The sequence below is a fragment of the Blautia sp. Marseille-P3201T genome, from assembly GCF_900120295.1.
Lineage (GTDB): Bacteria > Bacillota > Clostridia > Lachnospirales > Lachnospiraceae > Blautia.
In genome coordinates this window covers 186,836-210,046 of the sequence record NZ_LT635469.1, presented here as the reverse complement: position 1 = coordinate 210,046, position 23,211 = coordinate 186,836, and the positions used below count along the sequence as shown (strand labels likewise).

19 protein-coding genes are annotated in these 23,211 nt (G+C 38.6%); 2 read left to right on the top strand and 17 right to left on the bottom strand.

Annotated elements, in window-relative coordinates:
* Positions 1–61: 61 nt before the first annotated feature.
* The 4 genes from dapB to BQ7352_RS05980 form a co-directional block, all read right to left on the bottom strand.
* Positions 62–820, bottom strand: coding sequence for a 4-hydroxy-tetrahydrodipicolinate reductase (gene dapB, locus BQ7352_RS05995; protein ID WP_072447838.1), 759 nt, complete (start codon positions 818–820; stop codon positions 62–64).
* A gap of 36 nt (positions 821–856) precedes the next feature.
* On the bottom strand, positions 857–1,747 hold the full coding sequence (gene dapA, locus BQ7352_RS05990) for a 4-hydroxy-tetrahydrodipicolinate synthase (protein ID WP_072447836.1): 891 nt from the start codon (positions 1,745–1,747) through the stop codon (positions 857–859).
* A 59-nt stretch (positions 1,748–1,806) separates the two neighbouring features.
* Positions 1,807–2,298, bottom strand: a complete 492-nt coding sequence (locus BQ7352_RS05985; protein WP_072447834.1) for a cob(I)yrinic acid a,c-diamide adenosyltransferase — start codon at positions 2,296–2,298, stop codon at positions 1,807–1,809.
* A 111-nt stretch (positions 2,299–2,409) separates the two neighbouring features.
* Complete coding sequence (locus BQ7352_RS05980) at positions 2,410–3,036, bottom strand: single-stranded DNA-binding protein (RefSeq protein WP_003019404.1); 627 nt, start codon at positions 3,034–3,036, stop codon at positions 2,410–2,412.
* A 341-nt stretch (positions 3,037–3,377) separates the two neighbouring features.
* On the opposite strand from BQ7352_RS05980, the gene typA reads away from it, so the two are divergent.
* A complete protein-coding gene (gene typA, locus BQ7352_RS05975; RefSeq protein WP_072447832.1) occupies positions 3,378–5,207 on the top strand; it encodes a translational GTPase TypA in 1,830 nt (609 codons plus the stop codon).
* A 203-nt stretch (positions 5,208–5,410) separates the two neighbouring features.
* Positions 5,411–8,029, top strand: a complete 2,619-nt coding sequence (gene adhE, locus BQ7352_RS05970) for a bifunctional acetaldehyde-CoA/alcohol dehydrogenase (RefSeq protein ID WP_072447830.1) — start codon at positions 5,411–5,413, stop codon at positions 8,027–8,029.
* A gap of 179 nt (positions 8,030–8,208) precedes the next feature.
* Here the strand turns inward: adhE and BQ7352_RS05965 are convergent, their stop codons facing one another.
* The 13 genes from BQ7352_RS05965 to BQ7352_RS05905 form a co-directional block, all read right to left on the bottom strand.
* Positions 8,209–8,949: a TraX family protein gene (locus BQ7352_RS05965; RefSeq protein ID WP_072447828.1), complete on the bottom strand. Its 741-nt coding sequence runs from the start codon at positions 8,947–8,949 to the stop codon at positions 8,209–8,211.
* Between the two features lie 24 nt (positions 8,950–8,973).
* Complete coding sequence (locus BQ7352_RS05960) at positions 8,974–9,621, bottom strand: helix-turn-helix domain-containing protein (protein WP_072447826.1); 648 nt, start codon at positions 9,619–9,621, stop codon at positions 8,974–8,976.
* 360 nt (positions 9,622–9,981) lie between these two features.
* A complete protein-coding gene (locus BQ7352_RS05955; RefSeq protein ID WP_072447823.1) occupies positions 9,982–11,076 on the bottom strand; it encodes an ABC transporter permease in 1,095 nt (364 codons plus the stop codon).
* Positions 11,073–11,477 (bottom strand): hypothetical protein, encoded by a 405-nt coding sequence (locus BQ7352_RS05950; protein ID WP_072447821.1) that lies wholly within the window; start codon positions 11,475–11,477, stop codon positions 11,073–11,075. Before BQ7352_RS05950 ends, BQ7352_RS05955 begins: the two co-directional genes overlap by 4 nt.
* Before the next feature lie 19 nt (positions 11,478–11,496).
* Positions 11,497–12,345, bottom strand: coding sequence for a carbohydrate ABC transporter permease (locus BQ7352_RS05945; RefSeq protein WP_072447819.1), 849 nt, complete (start codon positions 12,343–12,345; stop codon positions 11,497–11,499).
* Positions 12,346–12,347: 2 nt separating this feature from the next.
* Complete coding sequence (locus tag BQ7352_RS05940; RefSeq protein ID WP_072447817.1) at positions 12,348–13,220, bottom strand: carbohydrate ABC transporter permease; 873 nt, start codon at positions 13,218–13,220, stop codon at positions 12,348–12,350.
* Positions 13,221–13,234: 14 nt separating this feature from the next.
* On the bottom strand, positions 13,235–14,545 hold the full coding sequence (locus tag BQ7352_RS05935; RefSeq protein ID WP_072447815.1) for an ABC transporter substrate-binding protein: 1,311 nt from the start codon (positions 14,543–14,545) through the stop codon (positions 13,235–13,237).
* A gap of 160 nt (positions 14,546–14,705) precedes the next feature.
* Positions 14,706–15,890 (bottom strand): polysaccharide deacetylase family protein, encoded by a 1,185-nt coding sequence (locus tag BQ7352_RS05930; protein ID WP_242948538.1) that lies wholly within the window; start codon positions 15,888–15,890, stop codon positions 14,706–14,708.
* A gap of 70 nt (positions 15,891–15,960) precedes the next feature.
* Positions 15,961–17,004 (bottom strand): galactose ABC transporter substrate-binding protein, encoded by a 1,044-nt coding sequence (locus BQ7352_RS05925; RefSeq protein ID WP_072447813.1) that lies wholly within the window; start codon positions 17,002–17,004, stop codon positions 15,961–15,963.
* 33 nt (positions 17,005–17,037) lie between these two features.
* Positions 17,038–18,012, bottom strand: a complete 975-nt coding sequence (locus BQ7352_RS05920) for a sugar ABC transporter substrate-binding protein (RefSeq protein WP_072447811.1) — start codon at positions 18,010–18,012, stop codon at positions 17,038–17,040.
* Positions 18,009–19,844 (bottom strand): sensor histidine kinase, encoded by a 1,836-nt coding sequence (locus BQ7352_RS05915; protein WP_072447809.1) that lies wholly within the window; start codon positions 19,842–19,844, stop codon positions 18,009–18,011. The genes BQ7352_RS05920 and BQ7352_RS05915 overlap by 4 nt, the downstream gene beginning before the upstream one ends.
* Positions 19,834–21,444, bottom strand: a complete 1,611-nt coding sequence (locus tag BQ7352_RS05910; protein ID WP_072447807.1) for a response regulator — start codon at positions 21,442–21,444, stop codon at positions 19,834–19,836. The genes BQ7352_RS05915 and BQ7352_RS05910 overlap by 11 nt, the downstream gene beginning before the upstream one ends.
* Positions 21,445–21,547: 103 nt before the next feature.
* Positions 21,548–23,203, bottom strand: a complete 1,656-nt coding sequence (locus BQ7352_RS05905; RefSeq protein ID WP_072447804.1) for an ABC transporter permease subunit — start codon at positions 23,201–23,203, stop codon at positions 21,548–21,550.
* Between the last annotated feature and the right edge of the window lie 8 nt (positions 23,204–23,211).

Sequence of the window (23,211 nt, the reverse complement as noted above, 5' to 3'; positions counted from 1 at the left end):
TATTAAGTTCTGCTGTTAATATCTGCAAATCCAATTGTTTTATACATAGTTTAAAAACATTTTATTTATCAATTACATGACTCATATTATATAAGCCTGCCGGTTTTCCGCTTAAAAATTTCGCAGCCTCTACTGCACCTTTCGCAAAGACGGTTTTTGAATAAGCCGTATGTCTGAATTCAATTACTTCATCCGGACCTGCAAAAATCACTTCATGATCACCTACAATAGTTCCACCGCGTACTGCAGAAATTCCGATTTCCTTACTCTCTCTCTTTTCCCTTTTCTGACTTCTGTCATAAACATAATGATATTCATTATCCATTGCTTCATTTAAGCTGTCAGCAAGAGCAAGAGCTGTTCCGCTTGGTGCATCCACTTTTAAATTATGATGACGCTCTACAATTTCCATATCAAATCCCGCAGTCGCCAAAACTTTTGCTGCATCCTGCAAAAGCTTTAAAAGTGTATTAATTCCCAAAGACATATTTGCAGAGCGAAGCACTGCTGTTTCTTCGGAAGCTTTTTTTACACTGTTCAGCTGTTCCTCAGACAAACCTGTTGTACACAGCACTAACGGAAGTTTTTTCTCCACACAATATTTCAGCACATTATCTGTTGCTTTTGGTGAAGAAAAATCAATCATAACATCTGCATCTCTATCGCAATCAAAAACACTGGTATAGACCGGATAATCATGAATTCCCATATCTGCAACATCAATTCCCGCTGCAATTTCCGCATTTTCATCCTTTTTTACAAGCTCTGAAATCACACGTCCCATGTGACCATTACAGCCATTCATTACTATTCTGACCATCTTTTTTCCTCTTTTCCTTCGCGTATTCCTGCTCCTTTATGCTAATTCAATGCCAAAATCTGTCATTGCCTTTTTCAAAACTTCCTGATGAGCAGCTTCCATTTCCGTCATTGGCATACGCAGAGGACCTACTTCTTTTCCCATAAGATTTAAGGCTGTTTTTACCGGAATTGGATTTACTTCACAGAAAAGTGCATGAACCAAAGGTAATGCTTTCAACTGCATATCTCTGCTTTCTTCTACTTTGCCTTCCATAAATTTTGCCACAATATCATGTGTATATTTTGGAGCTACGTTGGAAAGTACAGAAATAACACCTTTTCCTCCAAGAGAGAGAATTGGTACAATCTGATCGTCATTTCCGGAATAAATGTCCATCTTACCCTGTGTCAGAGCTGCAATTTCAGCCACCTGGGAAATATTTCCGGAAGCCTCTTTAATACCTACAATATTTTCTACATGCTCTGCCAGATAAGCAGCCGTCTTAGGCTCAATATTACATCCTGTACGGCTGGCTACATTGTATAAAATAATAGGCAGCTTTACAGAATTTGCAATTGCTGTATAATGGGCAATCAATCCCTGCTGTGTTGCTTTATTATAATATGGTGTTACTAAAAGCAATCCGTCTGCTCCGTACTTTTCAGCTTCCTGTGAAAGGTAAATAGCTGTCTGTGTACAGTTTGAACCTGTTCCAGCAATAACAGGAATTCTCTTATTTACTTTATCAATGGTATATTTAATTGCGTCTAAATGTTCCTCATGCGTCAGAGTAGAAGACTCTCCTGTTGTTCCGCAGATAATAATTGCATCAGTCTGTCCTGCAATCTGCTCTTCAAGAATTTCTCCCAATTTCTCAAAGTTTACTTCTCCGTTTTCCTTCATAGGCGTTACAATCGCCACACCCGCACCTGTAAAAATAGACATATTCTTCCTCCTTATTGTCCTGTTCCTATTTCTTTTGTATGTATACTCTGACTTTCAGCTTATTTAATGACTTCCAGCGAAACTACTCTGTCCGCTGCATTTTTCAAAGCTTCTGTCACAACATTTCCTGTCATAATCAGCTCTGTTTCATCATCTTTCGCCTTAATCAAACTTTCAATTTCTTCCTCTGAAACAATGCCGAATTCTAAAGCCCCCAGAATTTCATCAAGAATTAGCATATCACATTCTTCTGTCAACAATACTTTTCTTGCAAAATTCAAACCATTTCGAATATTCAGGTTCTCCTCTTTCTTTTCTTCTTCTGTTAAATCTTCATAGTATTTATCTTTTTTCTCAAAACGAAACAGACGAACCTCAGGCTCCATTGCATTTAAATAATCTAATCTGGAAGTTGCCCTTCCTTTTAAAAACTGAATTACAATGGCCCGTTTCCCATGACCCACTGCACGAATTGCCTGACCGATTGCCACGCTGGTTTTCCCTTTTCCCGGACCGCAGTAAATCTGGGTCAATCCCTTTTCTTCATCCATAGTTATACACCTCTTACAGACTGCCTTTTCCTTGTTTTACTTTATTAAGAGCTGTGTATATATTACTACACCTAAGCAAATATTGCAACCTAACAATAAATCTTGACAAATTTAATCCGCATATTCTAATTTGCTTACAGAAACCTCATAAGCGACTCTCTTTTCCGTTTCATTTTCTCCTAATTTTTTAATATATTCTCTGCTCTGAATTCTGCCCCAGATTAACACATGACCACCCACTTCAAATGCAGATGCATAGCGGGCATTTCTTCCCCAGCATATACAAGGTATGTAGTCTGATTTTCCATAAGGTCTGTTCACTGCCAGTAAAAGATCTGCGATTTCTCTTCCCAGCGGTGTTTTCCTGTATACCGGCGGTTTGCAGATATATCCGTCCAGGAAAATCTGGTTTGTTTTAATGGAGTCATCTGCTTCCTCCACAAAAGTCAGCTCTCTTACAAAAACAGAAAGTACCAGTCTGTTTTTCTTCTCTTCGTGGCGGTTGTAGGAACGGAACTGTCCCTGTACCATAATGTATTCCCCTTCATAATCCTGTGTAACGTCTACCAAACGTTCTGAAACCATCAAAGGTATTCTGTCCTCGGAGTCGCTGAGTCGCTTCACCAATACGTCTACCAGGTAAAATCCCTCTCCGTATACCTGATGACTGAATGTAAAGCCTGACGCTACCTTTCCCATAATGGACACCTGATTGTTTTCAATAATTTTATCTGCCATGATTTGTTTCCCCTTCCTCTTTCTGGTATCTTGTCTATATCATATCTATTCATCTGCCTGCTGTTTTAGAACCACTTTTTTTAAAATTTTTAAAAAAATCTTTTTCCCCCTTTGTATTTACAGTTAAGTATGATAGAATAAAATCCGGATTTTACTAAAAATACAGGTGTTTTTATGCTAACATAATTCGGTAATGTTGATGCCTTTTAGCGAATTTTTCGAGCACGCTTTGAGATTAAAAGCTCAAAGTGAGCGCAGACTGAGCGTAAAATGTATCAATATTTCCGGATATGTTTTAATACAACAACACCTTGACAACATAAAGAGAAAAGAGGTTAATTATGAAAACAGCAAGAGAAGATATCAGAAACGTGGCGATTATTGCCCATGTTGACCACGGTAAAACAACTCTGGTTGACCAGCTTCTTCGCCAGAGCGGTGTTTTCCGTGAAAATCAGGCAGTACAGGAACGTGTCATGGACTCCAACGATATTGAAAGAGAACGTGGTATTACCATTTTATCCAAAAACACTGCCGTATATTACAAGGACACAAAAATCAACATTATTGATACACCGGGACATGCAGATTTCGGCGGCGAGGTAGAACGTGTATTAAAAATGGTAGACGGCGTTATCCTTTTAGTAGATGCTTTTGAAGGTGCTATGCCTCAGACAAAATTTGTTCTGAAAAAAGCTCTGGAATTAGACCTTCATGTTATTGTATGTATTAACAAGATTGACCGTCCGGAGGCTCGTCCTGATGAAGTAATTGACGAGGTTTTAGAGCTTCTTATGGATTTAGACGCATCTGACGAACAGTTAGACTGCCCGTTCTTATATGCGTCTGCAAAAGCAGGACACGCTGTTCTGGATTTAAGCGATACACCGGAAAGCATGGAGCCTTTATTTGAAACAATTTTAAAATACATTCCTGCACCTACCGGTGACCCGGATGCCCCGACACAGACCTTAATCAGCACCATTGATTACAACGAATATGTGGGACGTATCGGCGTAGGTAAAGTAGAAAACGGAAAGCTCTCCGTTAATCAGGAGGTTATGCTGGTAAACCATCATGATCCGGATAAAATGAAAAAAGTAAAAATCAGCAAGCTCTATGAGTTTGAAGGTTTAAATAAAGTGGAAGTAAAGGAAGCAGGTATCGGCTCTATTGTTGCCATTTCAGGTATTGCGGATATTCATATTGGAGATACACTGTGCTCCCCTGAAAATCCCGAACCAATTCCGTTCCAGAAGATTTCAGAGCCTACCATTTCCATGAACTTTATTGTAAATGACAGTCCGTTTGCAGGACAGGAAGGTAAATTTATCACTTCCCGTCATTTAAGAGAACGTCTGATGCGTGAATTAAACACAGATGTCAGTCTTCGTGTAGAAGACACTGAAAGCACAGACTGCTTCAAGGTTTCCGGACGTGGAGAGCTTCATTTATCTGTTTTAATTGAAAATATGAGACGTGAAGGTTACGAATTTGCCGTAAGTAAAGCGGAAGTTATCTATCACGAAGATGAACGAGGAAAAAAATTAGAACCTATGGAAATCGCTTATGTGGATGTTCCGGAAGAATTTTCCGGTACGATTATTCAGCGTTTAAGTGAAAGAAAAGGTGAACTTCAGGGTATGAGCCCTGCCAGTGACGGAACAACACGTCTGGAATTCAATATTCCATCCAGAGGACTGATTGGTTTCCGAGGTGAATTTATGACCTCAACAAAAGGCTCCGGTATTTTAAATACTGCATTTGACGGCTATGCTCCATACAAAGGTGATTTACAGTACCGCAAACAGGGTTCTCTTATTGCCTTTGAAACAGGCGAATCCGTAGCTTACGGTCTTTTCTCTGCACAGGACCGTGGTACACTCTTTATCGGACCGGGCGAAAAAGTATACAGCGGTATGGTTATCGGACAGAGCGGTAAAGCAGAAGATATCGAATTAAACGTATGTAAGACAAAACACCTTACCAATACCCGTTCTTCTTCTGCTGACGAAGCCTTAAAGCTGACTCCGCCTAAGGTTTTAAGTCTGGAACAGGCGTTGGAATTTATTGATACAGACGAGCTTCTGGAAATCACACCGGACTCTCTGCGTATCCGTAAAAAAATTCTGGACTCCCGTCTCAGAAAAAGACAGAGCTTTAAAAAATAATTCTATCTATAGATAAATTAAGGATAAAAACTGCTATTGTGAACATATCACGCTAATAGCAGTTTTTTCTTTTTATTAAACATTAACGCGTTAAATTTTCAGATAAATAAAAATTTAATAATATTTTTTCTTTATATCATCCTTCATTTATGGTAAAATCTGTTTACAGGTACATCGTATTTATTAGTTAAGGAGGATTTTATATGACCAAAAAAGCAGAAACTATCGTACCCGCTGTTATTGACAGCACAGATGCCCTTCTTGCAAAAATTGCTGCCATGAAGGAAGCGCAGAAAAAATTTGCCGCCTACACACAGGAGCAGGTTGACAAAATTTTCTTCGAAGCTGCTATGGCAGCCAACAAAATGCGTATTCCTCTTGCACGACTTGCCTGCGAAGAAACAGGAATGGGTGTATTGGAGGATAAGGTAATTAAAAATCACTACGCAGCAGAGTATACATACAACGCTTACAAAAGAGTGAAAACCTGTGGTGTAGTGGAGGAAGATACTTCTTATGGGATTAAAAAAATCGCAGAACCCGTAGGTCTTGTAGGCGCTGTTATTCCTACTACCAACCCCACCTCTACGGCAATTTATAAGTGTTTGATTTGCTTAAAGACCAGAAACGCCATTTTAATCAGCCCTCATCCAAGAGCGAAAAAATGTACCACAGAAGCTGCCAGAATTATCCTTGAAGCTGCTGTAAAAGCAGGCGCTCCGGAAGGCATTATCGGCTGGATTGAAGAACCTACTTTAGAGCTTTCCAATGAATTGATGAAATCCGTAGACGTTATTCTTGCCACAGGCGGTCCGGGCATGGTAAAAGCCGCTTATTCTTCCGGAAAACCGGCAATCGGCGTAGGTCCCGGTAACGTTCCTGTAATCATGGACAGCTCCTGTGATATCCAGACTGCCGTTTACTCCGTTATCCACTCCAAAACTTTTGATAACGGTATGATTTGTGCGTCCGAGCAGTCTGTAACTGCCATTGCCGATATTTATGATGCAGTAAAAACAGAATTTGTAAAACGTGGCTGCTATGTATTAAATAATACAGAGCTTGACGCAGTGCGGAAAATTCTTCTTACAGAAGCCGGTACTGTAAATGCGAAAATCGTAGGACAGCCTGCTCCTGTTATTGCAGAACTTGCCGGAATTACCGTTCCGAAAACAGCAAAGATTTTAATTGGTGAAGTTACTTCTGTAGATGTTTCAGAGCCATTTGCTCATGAAAAGCTCTCTCCTGTACTTGCCCTTTATAAAGCAAAAGATTTTGCAACTGCTGTAGATATGGCAGACCAGCTGGTAAAGGACGGCGGATACGGCCATACAGCATCCATTTACCTGCATCCTTCTGAAACAGAAAAACTGAATATTTTTGCAGACCGCATGAAGACCTGTCGTATTCTTGTAAATACACCTTCTTCCCACGGCGGAATTGGTGACTTATATAACTTCAAGCTTGCGCCATCTCTCACACTTGGCTGTGGCTCTTATGGCGGAAACTCTGTTTCTGAAAACGTAGGTGTGAAGCATCTTCTGAATACGAAAACAGTTGCAGAAAGGAGAGAAAATATGCTCTGGTTCCGTTCTCCTGAAAAAGTTTACTTCAAAAAAGGCTGTCTGCCTGTTGCTTTAGATGAATTAAAGAATGTATATGGCAAAAAGAAAGCATTTATTGTTACGGATACTTTCCTTTACAGCAATGGTTATACAAAACCGATTACAGATAAATTAGATGAAATGGGCATTGTTTACGACTGCTTCTTTGAAGTTACACCAGATCCGACTTTACAGTGTGCACAAAAAGGTCTGGAACAGTTAAAAGCCTTTGGTCCTGATACCATTATTGCTCTGGGCGGCGGTTCTGCTATGGATGCTGCTAAGATTATGTGGCTTATGTACGAACATCCGGAATGTAAATTTGAAGATTTGGCTATGGATTTCATGGACATCAGAAAACGTGTTTATGTGTTCCCAAAGATGGGTATTAAGGCTATGATGGTTGCCATTCCTACCTCTTCCGGAACAGGTTCTGAAGTAACTCCTTTTGCCATTATCACAGATGCTTCCACAGGAACAAAATGGCCGATCGCAGACTACGAACTGATGCCAAATATGGCAATTATTGATGCAGATTATATGATGGGCCAGCCAAAAGGACTGACCAGCGCTTCAGGAATTGATGCCTTGACACATGCTCTGGAGGCCTATGCTTCTATTATGGCTACAGACTTTACCGATGGTCTTGCCTTAAAAGCTGCCAAACTGATTTTTGATTATCTGCCTTCTGCATATGAAAAAGGCGCCGCTGACCCCATTGCCCGTGAAAAAATGGCAAACGCTTCTACCCTTGCAGGTATGGCATTCTCTAATGCATTCTTAGGTGTATGCCACTCTATGGCACACAAGCTGGGAGCTTATCACCACCTGCCTCACGGTATCGCAAATGCCCTGCTCATTGAGCACGTAATGAGATATAATGCAGATCCTGCTCCTACAAAAATGGGAACATTCTCCCAGTATCCTTATCCTCATGCAAAAGAAAGATACTGCGAAATGGCCCGCTTCATAGGAATTACAGGTAAAGATGATGATGAAGTATTTGAAAACTTTATTAAGGCTATTGCTGATTTGAAAGAAAAAGTGGGAATTAAACGCACCATTAAAGAATACGGAATTGAAGAAAAAGATTTCCTTGCGACATTAGATGAAATGGTAGAAAACGCATTTAATGACCAGTGTACCGGCGCAAACCCACGCTATCCTCTTATGAGTGAAATGAAAGAAATGTACTTAAAGGCATTTTATGAGGGATAAAGGGTAAAGGGATTTTTGTAAATCACGCATAATAAAGAGGTATACATTTACCGCTCAGTCTGCGCTCACTTTGAGCCTATGGTCTCAAAGCTGTGCTCGACAAATTCGCTATAAATGTATACCTCTTTTTATGCTGTTTAACTTAGAAATTTCGCTTTTACTAATATTTATAATATTTGTTAAAACATTAAACTCACAAGGTAGAATATACACAAATGTCCGGGATAAAAAATATAGAAGAAATATTTCATTTTCATTCCACGCTTACCGTTATACATTGAAATAAACAGTAAAGATAATACAGCGGTTAAAAAATATGTGTCAATAAATCCACTTATTTTAAAATTCAGTCCACAAATATACATAACTAAAATAGAAGCAGTATATTTTAGTGCTGGCATATCATGAAAGAGATAAAATACGCCGATTAAAGCTATTCCATAATACCAGCCATCTAAATTACAAATATATGAAATATACGCCCCTATCACTATTGTTGCACAAGAGATTACCACATTTTTATTAAATTTATTTATGGTTGTTAATACAATCAGACCTAATAACAGAGTAAATAAAACATTTTGCTGTTCTAAACTGAATAAATTTCCTGTATTGGCTAAATCATAGATAGGCTCAGAAATAAGCGCAAAAATTCCTAAGTTTAAAATATATTTCTTAAGACTATGCGTATGAAAAAATCCCTCTACTAATAGAAAGCAGAAGACAGGGAATGAAATTCTACCTAAAATATGACAAATATTGACAGCAGACATTAACATATCAAATTGCTCATCTGTAAACATAGAATATGGAGCATTTAGAATAATTCCATTTTTTAACACCACTTGTCCAAAGTGGTCGATTACCATAAAAATCATTGCCAATATTTTTAATGTGCTTCCCGAAATACATTTTTTCATTTTGTTATAACTGATGATTTGCTTTTAATTTTTTATTTCAATGTTATATTCAAGACTTATAATGTCCTCTGTATAATCATCAGCAACGATTTGAATAATATAGGAACCTTTTTCAAAATATAAAGTTTGTAAATCGTTCAGCTCTTGACCGCCTAATTGATAATAAACCTTATTGTCTTGATTTGTAATGGTAACATGAAGTTTACCATCGTCAATATCGCCCTTTACTTGTACATCGAGTTTTTCATCTTTAGGAACTGAAAAATATCCGTTTGCAATGTTTATAGATTGTTCTTTTATTTCATTACTTTTATAAGTTTCATGCTTTTCCATTGTAAAATCAACTGCTACACTATCTTGATATTTACCATACAATCCCCAAATAATCATTGCTCCTAAAAAACATAAAACCAGCAATAAAATAAGGTATCTCTTTTTTACCTTTTTTTCATTATCAATTTTTTCTTCGCTCTGAACATCATTTCTTAATAATTCATCAACAGAAATTTTGAAATAATCACTTATTTTTATAATCATTTCTAAGTCTGGATAACTTTTACCATTTTCCCAATTAGAAACAGTCTGTCTGGAAACATTAAATAAATTTGCAAAATCATCTTGGCTTAAACCATGTTTTTTTCGCAGATTATTTATTTGTTCTCCTATATTCATTTCAAATCTATCCTCCTTTCAAACAGCATTATCATATTTCTTTCGCTGGAAGTCTATCAAAATCCTTTTACATCTTAGCAAAATTTCTTTTACAAAACGGAATATTGCTTTGACATATACAAATATAGCGTATTTACGTAAAACAAATTATAAAGCTCTTTGAAAGAAGAAGCAATATTAATCTTTACAACTACTTGTTTTTTGACTATCCTTGCGATGCAAGGATTAAAATACCCCAGAGGGTGCGACCTCTGGGGTATTCGTTGTCCAATTGGACATTAGTTTCGTTTGCCTACTGGCATTATAACATATGCTTTCGACTATATCAAGTATTCTCTTTTTCTAGTTTTATATTCTAATTTACGATATTTTCAATCCCCTCCGCAATTTCTGGCATCCTGCCCAGAAAAGTGGCACTGCTACTACAATCAGCATTGTCTCTGTACCCAAATAAACGGCGCAAATTCTGGAAAAATCTTTGATACGCCCATCTGTGTTTATTTGCTGTATTCCGTTTAAAATTTCTTTCCCATAATAAGATATGTCAAAAATATTATTTTCCGGCAAGTAGATAGCCGGTATCTGCACAAGCTGTAAAAGCAGTGCAAATCCAATTACAGCAAAAAGGAAAATTCCCACTGCAAAAATGATATTCAATCTACGCTGTGCTGTATTTTCCTTACCCTCATATACGGACATCAGCCTTTTATAAGAAAAAATACACAGATATAGAACAAACCATAAGCCTGCCAGAAAGAAGCCAAGAAGCAGTATGCTGTCTCCTAGCTGATGTAAATGCCCCAAATCGTTTATCTCGCCTTCTAAAGGTGTTTTCATGAGGATTGCTGTTTCCTGCTGCTGCTGTCCTGCTGTTTTTCCTTCATCTGCTTTTATCAGTATATGTTCTGCCAATGTTTCTGATCCCTCCGGTATCTTGCCGTAAATAACAGGAATATCAGCAGAACCTAACTGCGTCAGAACGTCTCCGTCCTCATAAACTCCGCAAACTGTAAATTCTTCTCCATTGATATATAACCGCTTCTGTCCTTCATTTTTCTTCTGAAGCAACTCTTTTGAAAGGCTTTCCGGTATGGCTACCACATTTTTTTCAGACATATCCGCAGAAAAATATTCGCCCTCACGAAAATTCAGTTTTACATATTCCCCATAATTGGGCGTTGTTTCCTGATAATAGGCAGAAACGGTTTTGTTTTCTCCTATATCTGCAACCAACACTTTTTCTCCTGTTCCTGCTGCCGTAAATTCCCCTGGTGCTGCAAAAGAAGAAACCTGTGCCGTGGAAATATTCAGCCCCTCCGTATCATATATCTCAACTGCATAAGGTGTATGATTTTTCATCGCTCCGCTGACAAAAGCTGCTATAAAGAAGAAAAACACTGAAACAGAAAGCTGGATAATGCCACATATAAAAAATCGAAGTTTTCTTTTTCTCATTCTCCCACACACCTCACAGTCTCACCATTAGACAAGCTCCGACTTGGATAAATTGCCAGCCTCTGTCCTTCCAAGTCCGCATTTTTCAACTGAACAAAATCATAATCTTCACTGTATACTTCCACTGAAGTTTCCTTTACATATTCTTCCGTGCCCCATGTTCCTTCTCTCCTTTGAATGAGCATCACACAAGTTTTACCATTTGCGTCCGTAAACACGCCGGCAGGAGAAATCTTCACAACCGTAGTCCCGTCCTCCAGCTTTTCGGCAAGAGGCACTTCTATGGTACGGACTTCGGTCAACAGCAATGCTTCAATTCTGTGTGCCGCAACCGTACACAAAACCAAAATCATAAAAAGCGCCGTTGCCATTCGTACTGCAAATTGTCTTGAATTCTTCATAGGTTCTGTCCTTTCCCCTTTATTTTACTCCTGAAAGCTCAATGCCCTGCGTCAGTTCTTCATGAAAAAAGAAAAACAGTAAAAGCATGGGCAATGCTGCCAAAACACCGCATACAAATGACAGTGCAAAATTAACCTCATTGACACTGGCAAGAAATACAGAAAGGGGATATCGCAGCGTATCTCTTAAAAAAGTCATTGGCTGCTCTACCATATTCCATGAGTCTACAAAGGACAACAGAAATACACTGATAATTCCGCCTTTTCCTATGGGCATAACAATCCGAAATAAAATTTGAAAAGTTCCTGCGCCATCCAGCTTTGCCGCATCCAAAATCTCGTCCGGTATTCTTTTAAAAATTTGTGTCATGAATACCGTTCCGAAAGGCAGAAACGTCATAGGTAAAATCAAAGCAAGCCATGAGTCCAAAAGCTTTAATTCGTCCAAAATAATATAATTGGGGACAAGCGTGACCTGTATCGGCATCATCATCAATACCATTAACAGAAAAAGAATGCCTTTTTTAAAGGGAATAGGATATTTGGCAAATGCAAATCCTCCCAACGCACTGACAAAAATCTGCCCTGCCGAAATGACCATGCACAGAAAAAGACTGTACCAGAATTTCATGAGATAATCCGTGCTTCTCAAAAACACCATATAATAGCCTTCCAGAGAAAAAACATTCGGTATAATATGAAAAACAGCCTCCGCATTTTCCTTTTGATTGATAACAGCTCCATAATAGCTCTCAATTTCAGCCGGAGACATAAAGCTGTTGCATACGGTATAGATTGCAGGGAACAACACCAAAACTCCTAAAAAAAGGAAAAAAATCATACTTAAAATCTGTGATTTTCTTTTCATTCTCATTCCTCCCTGTATCTGTTTTGGAGCAGATACAATCCACATAATAGAAAAAGCAACACCAGAAACAGCATGATTGCCGCTACACTTAATTTCTGATAGTTCAAATTTTCAAAATTGTTGTTCAGGAAATGCTGTATCATATAAATGCTGTCATGCGGGTGTTTTCCGCCCAAAAGAAACGCCTCTCGATAAGATTTAAAGGCATTTACAATACCCATAACTGTTGCCAGAAAAAAATGTGGGGACATCATTGGCAATGTAATAGAAACCAGCTTCTGCATGCTTCCTGCGCCTTCCACTTCTGCTGTTTGATAAAACTCCTCCGGAATAGTATTCAGACCGGACAACAGCAAAATCACACTATACCCAAAGCTTTTCCATATATACAAGCCCAGCAATACATAAAACGCATTTGGTCCTTCCAGCCATTGTACAAGAGGTACTCCCATGGATATCAGCCAGTTGTTGACAATCCCTGTCTCCGCAAAAAACACTTGAATAACCATAACCACACTGGCTATGGGAAGCACCAACGGCAATAAAAGGATGTAGCGGAAAAAACGGCTTCCCGCTAACCCTTTCTTTATCAGCAGTGCAATAAAAAAACTCAACACAAGATTTAAGGTAACGCCAATAACCAGAAAACGCAGTGTATTGACGGCTGCCAGTTGGAACGCATAGGAAGAAAAAACCTCTTTGTAGTTCTCAAAGCCTACAAAGTAAGCCCCGCCCACGCCAAAAGTAAAGGAATATTTCACACATATAGCAAATGGCAGCAAAAAGAAAACAAAAGTTCCCAATAAAACCGGAGCTGCCAGCAACATTCCTATAAACTTTTTTCGCCTTTCCAACAAATGATATCTGTTTTTCATAGCACGCCTCCCTCTTATTCATCGAAATAGAAGCGCAATTCATCTTTTAAATTATCCAGCTTTTTCTCCACAGAACTTTCTTCACTTGTCATAAAGACCGCATCAAAAATCAGAGAATTTTCATACTGGCAGAAGCGAGCCGTTGTGACCTGTTGTGTAATCTGAAACAGTTCCTCTGCCTTCTTAGCCGCTTCTTCCTGATATTCTTCCGTTCCTGAACTCAGCCAATACTTGTATGCCGGTACAACAGCATTGTTGTTCACAGGAATAGCCGTAAATTTCTTTCCGTCTCCGAATTTCTCCCAGCCTGTACTTCCCTGCACTTCATCGGATAATAAAAATCCTAAGAAATCTCCTGCCTGTGAAGCGTAATCACTGTTTGCCCGAACTGCCGCAAACACATTGACCTGTGCGTTTACTCCCTTTTCTCCGTTTGGAAATGGAAGGAATTTAACATCTGTACCGGAAGCAAAAGACCGTTTCATAAGTTCCGTTAAAGAACTCTCTGCGGAATGTCCCATAATCATCACATTTGGTAATTCCGTTGCTTCATCAAAAGAAAGCTCCTGTCTCTCTGCTAACAGTTCTGTCATATTCTGCAATTCTTTCGAAAAAGTAATTGTTTTTTCTTCATAATCGAAAACAGACGTTCCAAAAAGTCCCGCTATATACTCTGTTATATAAAATTCTGATGGAAATCCTTTCACTCCTGTATGAGAAGAAACCTCTTTTAGAAATTTATCCGGCTGGTCAGATGACGGTGTCCAGTCTCCCAGCATCTCCCCTGTCACAGCAATTCCCGGCAGCATATATCCCAATGGCAGAAAATACTGTTTCCCATCAACTTCCCCCGCTTTTAGCACAGTTTGATTAAGCGGCATATCTGCTAATCCTTCTATCACGGTATTCAAATCTAAAAATACCCCATTGTAACTGCTTTTTACCATATCCGGCAATACGATATTCTCTTCATCCAAAAGGAAAACATCAGGACCTTTGCCTGCCATAATCTGCACCTGCATATCCTTCATTTCTTTCTTTATTTTTTCGTTTTCCTCTGTGGGTGCGTTGTTCATGTGCGGAATAACTTCAACGTCAATTTCTGTCTCCGGATGAAGCTGCACATACTTTGTGATTGCCATGGTATAAAATTCTTTCTGGCTTTCCGAAATCGCAATAATCATCTTGGAATGGTCTCTGGTGTCCTCTACCACTTCAGGTGTTTCCTCCTTCTGCTTTTCCTCTGAAGGATTGGAAGATTTACAGGATACCAAAGAAGCTACACACAATAATCCTGCCATAATAAGCGCTAATTTTTTCTTCATATACGCTACCTCCCCATTGGTTTTCCATCGAAACTTCATTGATTTTATTGTATCAATTTTGTAGCGTTTTAGCAAGATAAACTCTTGTTTGTAATTTTTCCTCCTCTAACACTTTTTTGACATAGAACCCAAAAAAGATTGTGCAAAAGCACAATCTTTTTTATTCTACTTCCTGTGTTCCCTCACCGAAGTAATAATACACTTCGCCGTCTTCTAAATCAATTCCTTTTGCCTCTGCCAGTTCCTGCACTGTCACCAGTTTGTAGCCCTTCTCTACCAATTCAGGAATTACACGCAGGGACGCTTCTACGGACCATTCATGGATATCGTGCATCAGAATAACAGAACCATCCTGCACATTATCCATAATCTTCTGATAAGTTGCATCTGCACTTTTCGTCTTCCAGTCCTTAGTATCCAGACTCCATTTTATAATCGGCATACCAGCCAGTTCCTGAACGCTTTCATTTAAGCTTCCTCCCGGTGGTCTTAAACTGTCTGCCGGAACACCTGCCGCATTTTCAATAATACTATTCGTTTTACTTATTTCCTCTGTAACTTCCTCAGATGACAAACTTGGAAGCATTTGATGATCGTATGTATGATTTCCTAATTCCATGCCACTTTCATAAATTCTTTTTACTATATCAGGATATCTTTCTGCATTTTCACCTAACATGAAAAAAGTAGCTTTAGAATTATTTTCCTTCAGACAATCTAAAAGCTTATCTGTGTATTTTCCCGGACCATCATCATAAGTCAATGCCACCATAGGTCGAACCTTACTGCTATCATAACGCCCTTCTTCGTCAAAATAGTAGTCCTTTCCGTCCAGCTCCAGCCAACCGGTTTTTACATAGCCATTTTCATCAAAATAGTATTTTGCTCCGTCAATTTCTTTCCATCCTGCTTCAAAGAAGGTTCCGTCTGCGTTTCGATACCATTTCCCGGTTTCATCTGTCTGCCAGCCAAAAATCGTCATGTCCCCTGAAAGCTTCTGAATATCCGAAGCACTCATGACCGGCTGTTTTGCTGCCGGAATTTCTCCTTCTTTTGTTTCTGCTTTTACTTCTTTGCTGATTTCCGTAGGATTTTTCTTTCCAAACCCTGATGTTAATGCAGTAACCCCTTTTGCAATCAGAAAAATTGCAAGCACTAACACTCCGGCCATGGCAACAATCCGCATCAGCTTTCTTCGTCTGAGTTGTCTAAGACGTTCCTGACGGCGGCGCATCATACGTGCCTGACGGCGACGCTGGTATTCTTCGTCATCTAACTCATCCGTACCTTGGAATTTTTCATCATAATCCATAACATACTCCTCTCTTTTGTATTCTACTTTCATTATACACAACCCCTGTGTACTTGTATAGAGGATTTCGGACAATTTTTCCTTTTTTTATCCAGTTTCTTCCTTATTTCGTCACAAAAGTGCCTTGTCTAAATTCTGCTAAATTTTCAGCAGTTACTTTATAATAAGGCAAATACACATATCGCTCATTTTTAAAGGAAATATCTTCCATTCCCTCTCCTGTAATTAACGCAGTCGCCAGCTTTGCAATTGCATCTGCCTGCCCTTTTTTATCGTTATATACAGTTCCCCACAGCTCTCCGTCTTCTACTGCCTGCAGTCCTATTTCCGTACCGTCAATTCCCAGAAAAACAGGTAGTGCTGCAGAAGTATAGTTTAACTTTTTATAGGCATCCACTGCTCCTAAAGCCATTTCATCGTTATTACTGAGAACCAGTTCAATTTTATTTTGATATTCCCCAATAATCTGTTCCATTCTGTTTTGCGCCTGTGCCCGCTTCCAGTTTGCAATTTTACAGCTGAGCTTTTCTACCTCAATTCCATTCTCCTTTAAAGTATTTACAGCATTTTCTGTACGGATAATGGCATCCTGATGCCCCATTTCCCCCTCCAGAACAACATATTGAATTTTTCCGTCTTTATTTTTATCAATCTGGCTGTTTTCCTTTATTAAATCAACTGCCAATTCTCCCTGCAGCTTACCAGACTGTTTCGCATCTGCCCCTACATAGTACAACTTATCCCACTGATGCAGATCTTCTGCCACCGGCTCTCTGTTAAAAAAGATAATCGGAACTTCTCTTTCTCTGGCGAAATCAATAATCTCAGAGGGATCTGCCCTGTCAACCAGATTTACACACAGAATATTACAGCCTTCATCAAGCAATTCTTCCACCTGATCATTCTGATTTTTTTGCAGTCCTGCTGCATCTCGGATTGTTACAGTTACCTCTAGTTTATCGTTCTCTGTTTCTTTCAGACTTTCCTTAATAGAACCAATTAGTTCATTCATATATGTATCGCTTTGATCATAATAGGTTATCCCCACATGGAGCTTTTCCGGAATTTCTTTTTCCTTGCATCCACAGAACAACAAAGCTGTCATCCCCAGCAGAATTCCCAATCCTGCTGTTTTCCTTTTCTTCATGCTATACCTCACTTTTTCTTTCTGCTTTAAACTTTACTGGCTCATGGTAAAAATAACTTCCTGATTTTCTTTTACAAATAAATTTTCTTTCCGCATAATTGTATAAGAAATCTGTGGACGTTTATACTTATAGGATGATTTATCAATCCCATTTGCCAGCTCCGTCAGACTCTGATATCCCACATTAAACATATCAGGAACCACCAGACATTCTACAGCTCCTGTATCTAAAAAATAAACCGCCTCTGTGGAATTTCCAATACCATAAATAATGGCGCCGTGAAGGTTATTTGCCGCCGCACACTCTCCGGCTGCAGTCAGACTGTTATCATCTAAAGCAATTACAAAATCCACCTCCGGTTTGCTCTCTAAAAAGTCTGTTCCATCATTTTCTGCTTTTTTTGTGTCTGACCAGACAATCTCAGCTCCTGTATTCTGCAGTACTTCCGTAAATCCTTTTTCTCTGCTTATCGCACTTTCCGAGTTTTCCTCACCTTCCAGAATGCCCAGTTTTTTTCCTTCCAGATTACCTCCGTAGTCCTTTAAAAGCTCCTCTGCCAACACCTTTCCCATTTCATAATGATCCGGCTGCACAACAGGAAATTCTATTTTCTCCTCTGCATCTTGTGGGGCATCTCCAATCAGCATAACTTCTGTTTTTCCACTGGCCTTTTTTAACATACGCTTTGTATTTGCACCGGGTACCGGCTGGATAATTATCCCATCTGCACCATTTTTTGTTTCCTGCTCTATTAACTTTTTCTCTTCTGCCTGACTAAGTGTCGTACCTGTACTGACCATAGCCATCTCAACCTCTTTATCTTCTGCTGCCATCTTCAGTCCGTATTTAAATGCAGACCACTGTTTATCATCTGAATTTTCTACAATTACAGATATCTGATATCCCTGTTCTTCGTTTTTTTCCCGCAGCATAATAAAGGCCAAAATAATCACCATAGTGCCCAGAACAGCCTCTATGAGAATAAACATCTTCTTATCTTTTTTCATTCTCTTTCCCCTGTACTTTTGATAATATGACCCTTTTCCAGCGTCTTACGATTTTCCTCTGTATAAGGAACTGCCGGAATACAGATAGATACTCTCGTTCCCTCGTCCGGCTCACTCTCTACCAACAATCCATATTCCTTTCCAAACAGAATTTGTATACGGCTGTTGACATTTACCAGCCCTACGCCGGAACCATGTTTATGAATTCGATTACTGTCTGTCAGCACAAGAGCAACTTCCTCCTCTGACATTCCCAATCCATTGTCACAAACAGCCAGAATAATCTTATCTTCCTGCTTTCTTCCTGTTACTACAATCTCTCCACTGTCTTCCATACCACCTACACCATAATTAATGGCATTTTCCAATAAAGGCTGTAAAATTAATTTTACAGTACAATAAGAATATACTTCTTCATCGATGTCGAAGGTAACAGAAAAGGAATTTTTATATCGGATTTTCTGTATATTCATGTAACTCTGGGCATGCTGAAGCTCATCTTTAATGCTGATTACGGTCCGTCCCTTGGAAAGACTGATGCGGAACAGCCTTGCCAGCTGAGAAATCATAAAAACAGCCTCATCATTTTTCTCCCCTTCAATCATCCATGTAATGGACTCCAAGGTATTATATAAGAAATGAGGATGAATTTGGCTCTGGAGTGCATCTAATTCACTCTTTCTTCGCTCAGTTTGTTCCAGTACAATTTTCTTCATCAAATCATCAATCTGTTCATAAGATTTCTGAATAGAATATCCCAAATGTCGAATTTCCTGAGAACCTCCAATATAAATTTCCGGCTTCTTTCCCGCCTCATATTCCCGCACAGAATAATTCAATTTTAAAATAGGGCTGGAAATTCTAAGAGAAACCACGCGGTTAATCACTACCAGCATCATTGTCATTAAAAGTATCAAAATTGCTACAAAGTAACGGATATTTACCATTCCATGATTAAACGTAGAATACGGAATAACGCCTATTAATTTCCACCCTGTATAACTGATTGTATTCACGACAACCTTCCTGTTTTCTCCATTAAAAACTTCGTCATAAATACCATCTTTATAAGCAGAGTCCCTCTTATTATTCTCATCATAAATCCCGTCACTGATTTGTATCTGTCTGGGATGATACACAATATCCCCATTGCTGTCACATAAATAATAGTACTGCCCGTTATTCACTTCATTAATTTGTTTCATCATTCTGGAAATACTGGAAAAGTCCATATCTACCAGCAAAACACCTGACTGCGGAATTCCCTGGTTTGTCAATTCCACTACCCTGCTCAATGAAATTACCCAATAATAACTCTGTGCAGTATCATTAAATAAGTTCTGAATATGCGGCGTAGAAAAATGCATATTTTCCATTTCTTCCATAGCTTTCAGATACCATTCCTGACTGGTTACATCCGGATCTTCCTTTTGCGCCGCTACCGGTTCTGCGGTAATCAGGCTTCCATAATCATTGTATAGGGCAATACTTCGCAGATTTTCTTTATTCGCTTCATACAAAAGGTTCATACCACTTTGAATTTCCTGTTTGTGGCTTTCAAAATCATTTTCTTTAATTACATTATAATAAACTGTATCAGAAATCTGGCGCATACTCATCAAATATGCCTCCATGTTTTCCCCTGTCTGCTCCATTAATTTCTGGGTATTATTGATTGTTTCTTCTCTGGCAGAGTTAGAAAACCGCATATATAAAATAACTCCCAAAACCAGCATCATGGAAATAGATACCACGGAAAAGGCCAGCATAATTGTAGTCTGGATTTCTCTTGGTTTTAATTGTTTCAGTTGTCTGAAATACTTATTTTTCACTTTCTTTGTACTCCGTTCTGTACTTGGAAGGAGATACGCCAAACCTGCGTTTAAAGACATAACTGAAATAGTTTGGATCTGTATATCCTACTTTTTTCCCAATAATATAGCTTTTTTCGTTTGTTTCCAGTAAAAGTCGAGAAGCTCTGTCCATACGATAATCTGTAAGGTAACCGATAAAAGATTTTCCTGTTTCTTTCTTAAAGATTGTGGAAAAATAAGAATTCGATACTCCCAATACTTCACAAATGCTGTCCAGAGAAAGTTCCTCATCTACATAATTGTTATGTACATAGTCTTCTGCCTTCTCCACAAAGGATTTTCTGGATTTATTTCGTTCATTCAACAATTTTTCATGAAGAGAAACACTGATATTAATGGTCCACTGTTCTAACACTGCAGGCTCCATATCCAAAATTTTACCATACAGTTCTCCCATATCCTTTGAAAGTTCATCCAACACAATATCATTATTCGCTGCAAAACGACAGAATTCGCTGAGAAGTTCCATAATATCCAGATGATGTTGCTGCAGAGATTTTTCTTTAAAAGAAATGCTGTCCAGATAAGTATGTACTGCCTGTTTTATTTCCGGAACCTCTTTTAATCTTATCATTTTAAACAAATATGACAGTTCTGCTTCATGACTGGAACCCGGTTTATTTTTTTCATAAGGAGCAATCTCCTGAATATTAATAGCTCTGGATGCCCCATACAGAACTCTATAAGATATTGCATCTCTGGCGCTGCTGTAAGACCGGGACAAATCCAGAATGTTATCACATACCTGCCCAATTCCCACTGTCACATTTGCCCCTATCATTCGGTGGGCATAACGACAAAAACGATCGCACTCATCTGTCAATTCTGAAATTTCATTTTCTTTTGACATCTGTGCAAGCAACACAGTTTTTCCCAGATAAGAAAAACATTTTGCCCTCCATTTCTCTCCCAGATATTCTTTTGCCTGCTTTTCAACTGAAGTTGACAACAGTAATGGATTAATATCATCCGGCACTTGGGAAGACGATGTATGAATGACCAGACAACAGAAAAAAGGACCGGCAAGAGAAATCTGATAATCTGAAAGATATTTCTCCAATTCTTCCTCATGAATTCGTCCTTCAATCAATGTCGTGTAAAAATTTGCCTGCAAAAGAGGCAGTGATTCCATATAATATTTCTTTAAAGTTTCTGCATTTCGTTTTTCATTAATTTCCTGGTCCAGCTTTATCTTCAACTGAGTAAATACATTCGTTAATTCTATGGAATTCACCGGTTTTAAAATATATTCTTCCACTTCTAAATGTACTGCTTCTTTGGCATATTCAAATTCATCAAATCCTGTAAAAAGTAACAGCTTTGTTGCCGGATAATCTGCCTTTATATGGCCTGCCAGCTCCATTCCGTCCATGTAAGGCATATTAATATCTGTCATAACTACATCCGGCTGAAATTCCTCTACCATTTCCAGAGCTTTCACCCCATTGTTGGCATATCCAATAACAGAAAAACCCAAACTTTCCCAATTCAGTTTTTTCATAATTACCTGTATAACTTCTTCTTCATCATCTACTAAAAGTACTGTATATGTATCCATTTTCTTCTCCGTATTATCACTATTGTTTCGCATTATTATAGCACAAAAGAGCCAGACCTGCATCTGACTCTTTTAAAAAACTTCATATTTTTAAATACTATAACTATTTCTTCTGAACATATTTCAGACAGTCAAGTGTAACTGCTACAAGGATGATGATACCTGAGAATACGAACTGCAGGTTTGTATCAATACCAAGGATTGTCAGAGAATATGTAAGTGCTGTAAAGATAAATACACCAACTACTACGCCGGAGATTTTACCAATACCACCTGTAAAGGATACACCACCTACTACGCAGGCTGCGATGGCATCCATTTCCCATCCCTGTCCATAAGCTGCTGAACCGGAACCTACCATTCTGATACATTCAAGCCATGAACCAAATCCGTAAAGAACACCTGCCATAACGAAAGCGCCTACGGTTACACCGAATACAGAAATACCGGATACAGATGCTGCTTCAGGGTTTCCACCTACTGCATACAGGTTTTTACCGAAAGTTGTTTTATTCCAGATAAACCACACAATAGCAATTGCTGCAATAGCCCACAGAATAATTGTTGGGAAGCCGTTTACTTTTGGAATAACCATGTTTGGAATTGCAGCTTCAATAGCACCAAAAGATACACCTTTTGTTGCATAAGTAACAATACCGAAGATTACCAGCATGTTTGCCATTGTTGAAATAAATGGGTGCATTTTAAACTTTGCTGTAAAGAAACCTGCGATTGTTGTAAAGAAAGTACATAAAACAATACAAACTACCAATGCTAAAATAACTCTTGCAATAACAGGCATGCCTGTAAAATCAAAAATATGACCAAATACACCACCTGTATTGATACCTTGGTGCATAATAATTGTTGCTGCTGTCATACCCATACCAACCATACGGCCGATGGAAAGGTCTGTACCTGCTAAAAGGATTAACGCTGCTACACCTAACGCAAGGAACATACGAGGAGATGCCTGCTGAAGGATATTCAATACGTTATTGTAAGTTAAAAGCGGTGAGCCTTTTACAATCGGTGTAATAATACACAGTGCAATGAAAATTAACAGGATTGCAATATACAAACCGTTTTGCAGAAGGAAGTTTCTGCGGTTAAACGTATATTTGTAGTTTTCCCATTTCTGTGCTCTTGTTTCCATGAAAGTAAACTTTGACATACGCAGTAAGTCAATTAAGTGGAACTTATAAGAATACGCTGCATGTCTTCTGTCTTTTGCTGCCTGAAATTCTTTTTCCATTGTCATCTTTGCGTCAAAGAGTCTGTTTTTATAAACATAATTCTCATCTTTGATTTCCTGATGGTCGGAAAGCTTTGCCACAGCAGCCTTGTGTTCTTTTTCCAGCTCTGCTACTTTTTGCTGATGACGTGCTTTTGCAGCTGCTTTTTCTGCTGCACAGCTTGCTTTTACAGCCTGATAATAATCTTTATCAAAATGCTCTTTTAAATAGTTTTCTGCATCTGCAATCAGCTTGGAAACTTCGTCTTTATTTTTTGCTTCTACTGCTTTTGCTTTTTCCAGTTCTGTTTTGCATTTTGCAAGTCTGTCTTCTTTTTCACCTTTTGTAAGAGTACGGTCTCTCTTAATGCTGTCCATAACATTCTGGATTTCTACGATTTTATCTGTACCGTCTACTCTTAATTCATCAATTTTTTTCTGAATTTTACCAACATAATCCTCTATCGGCTGACGCAGTTTCATTTCCTGCTCAGCAGTAAGGATATTACTATTTTCGTTTGCCATATCTATTC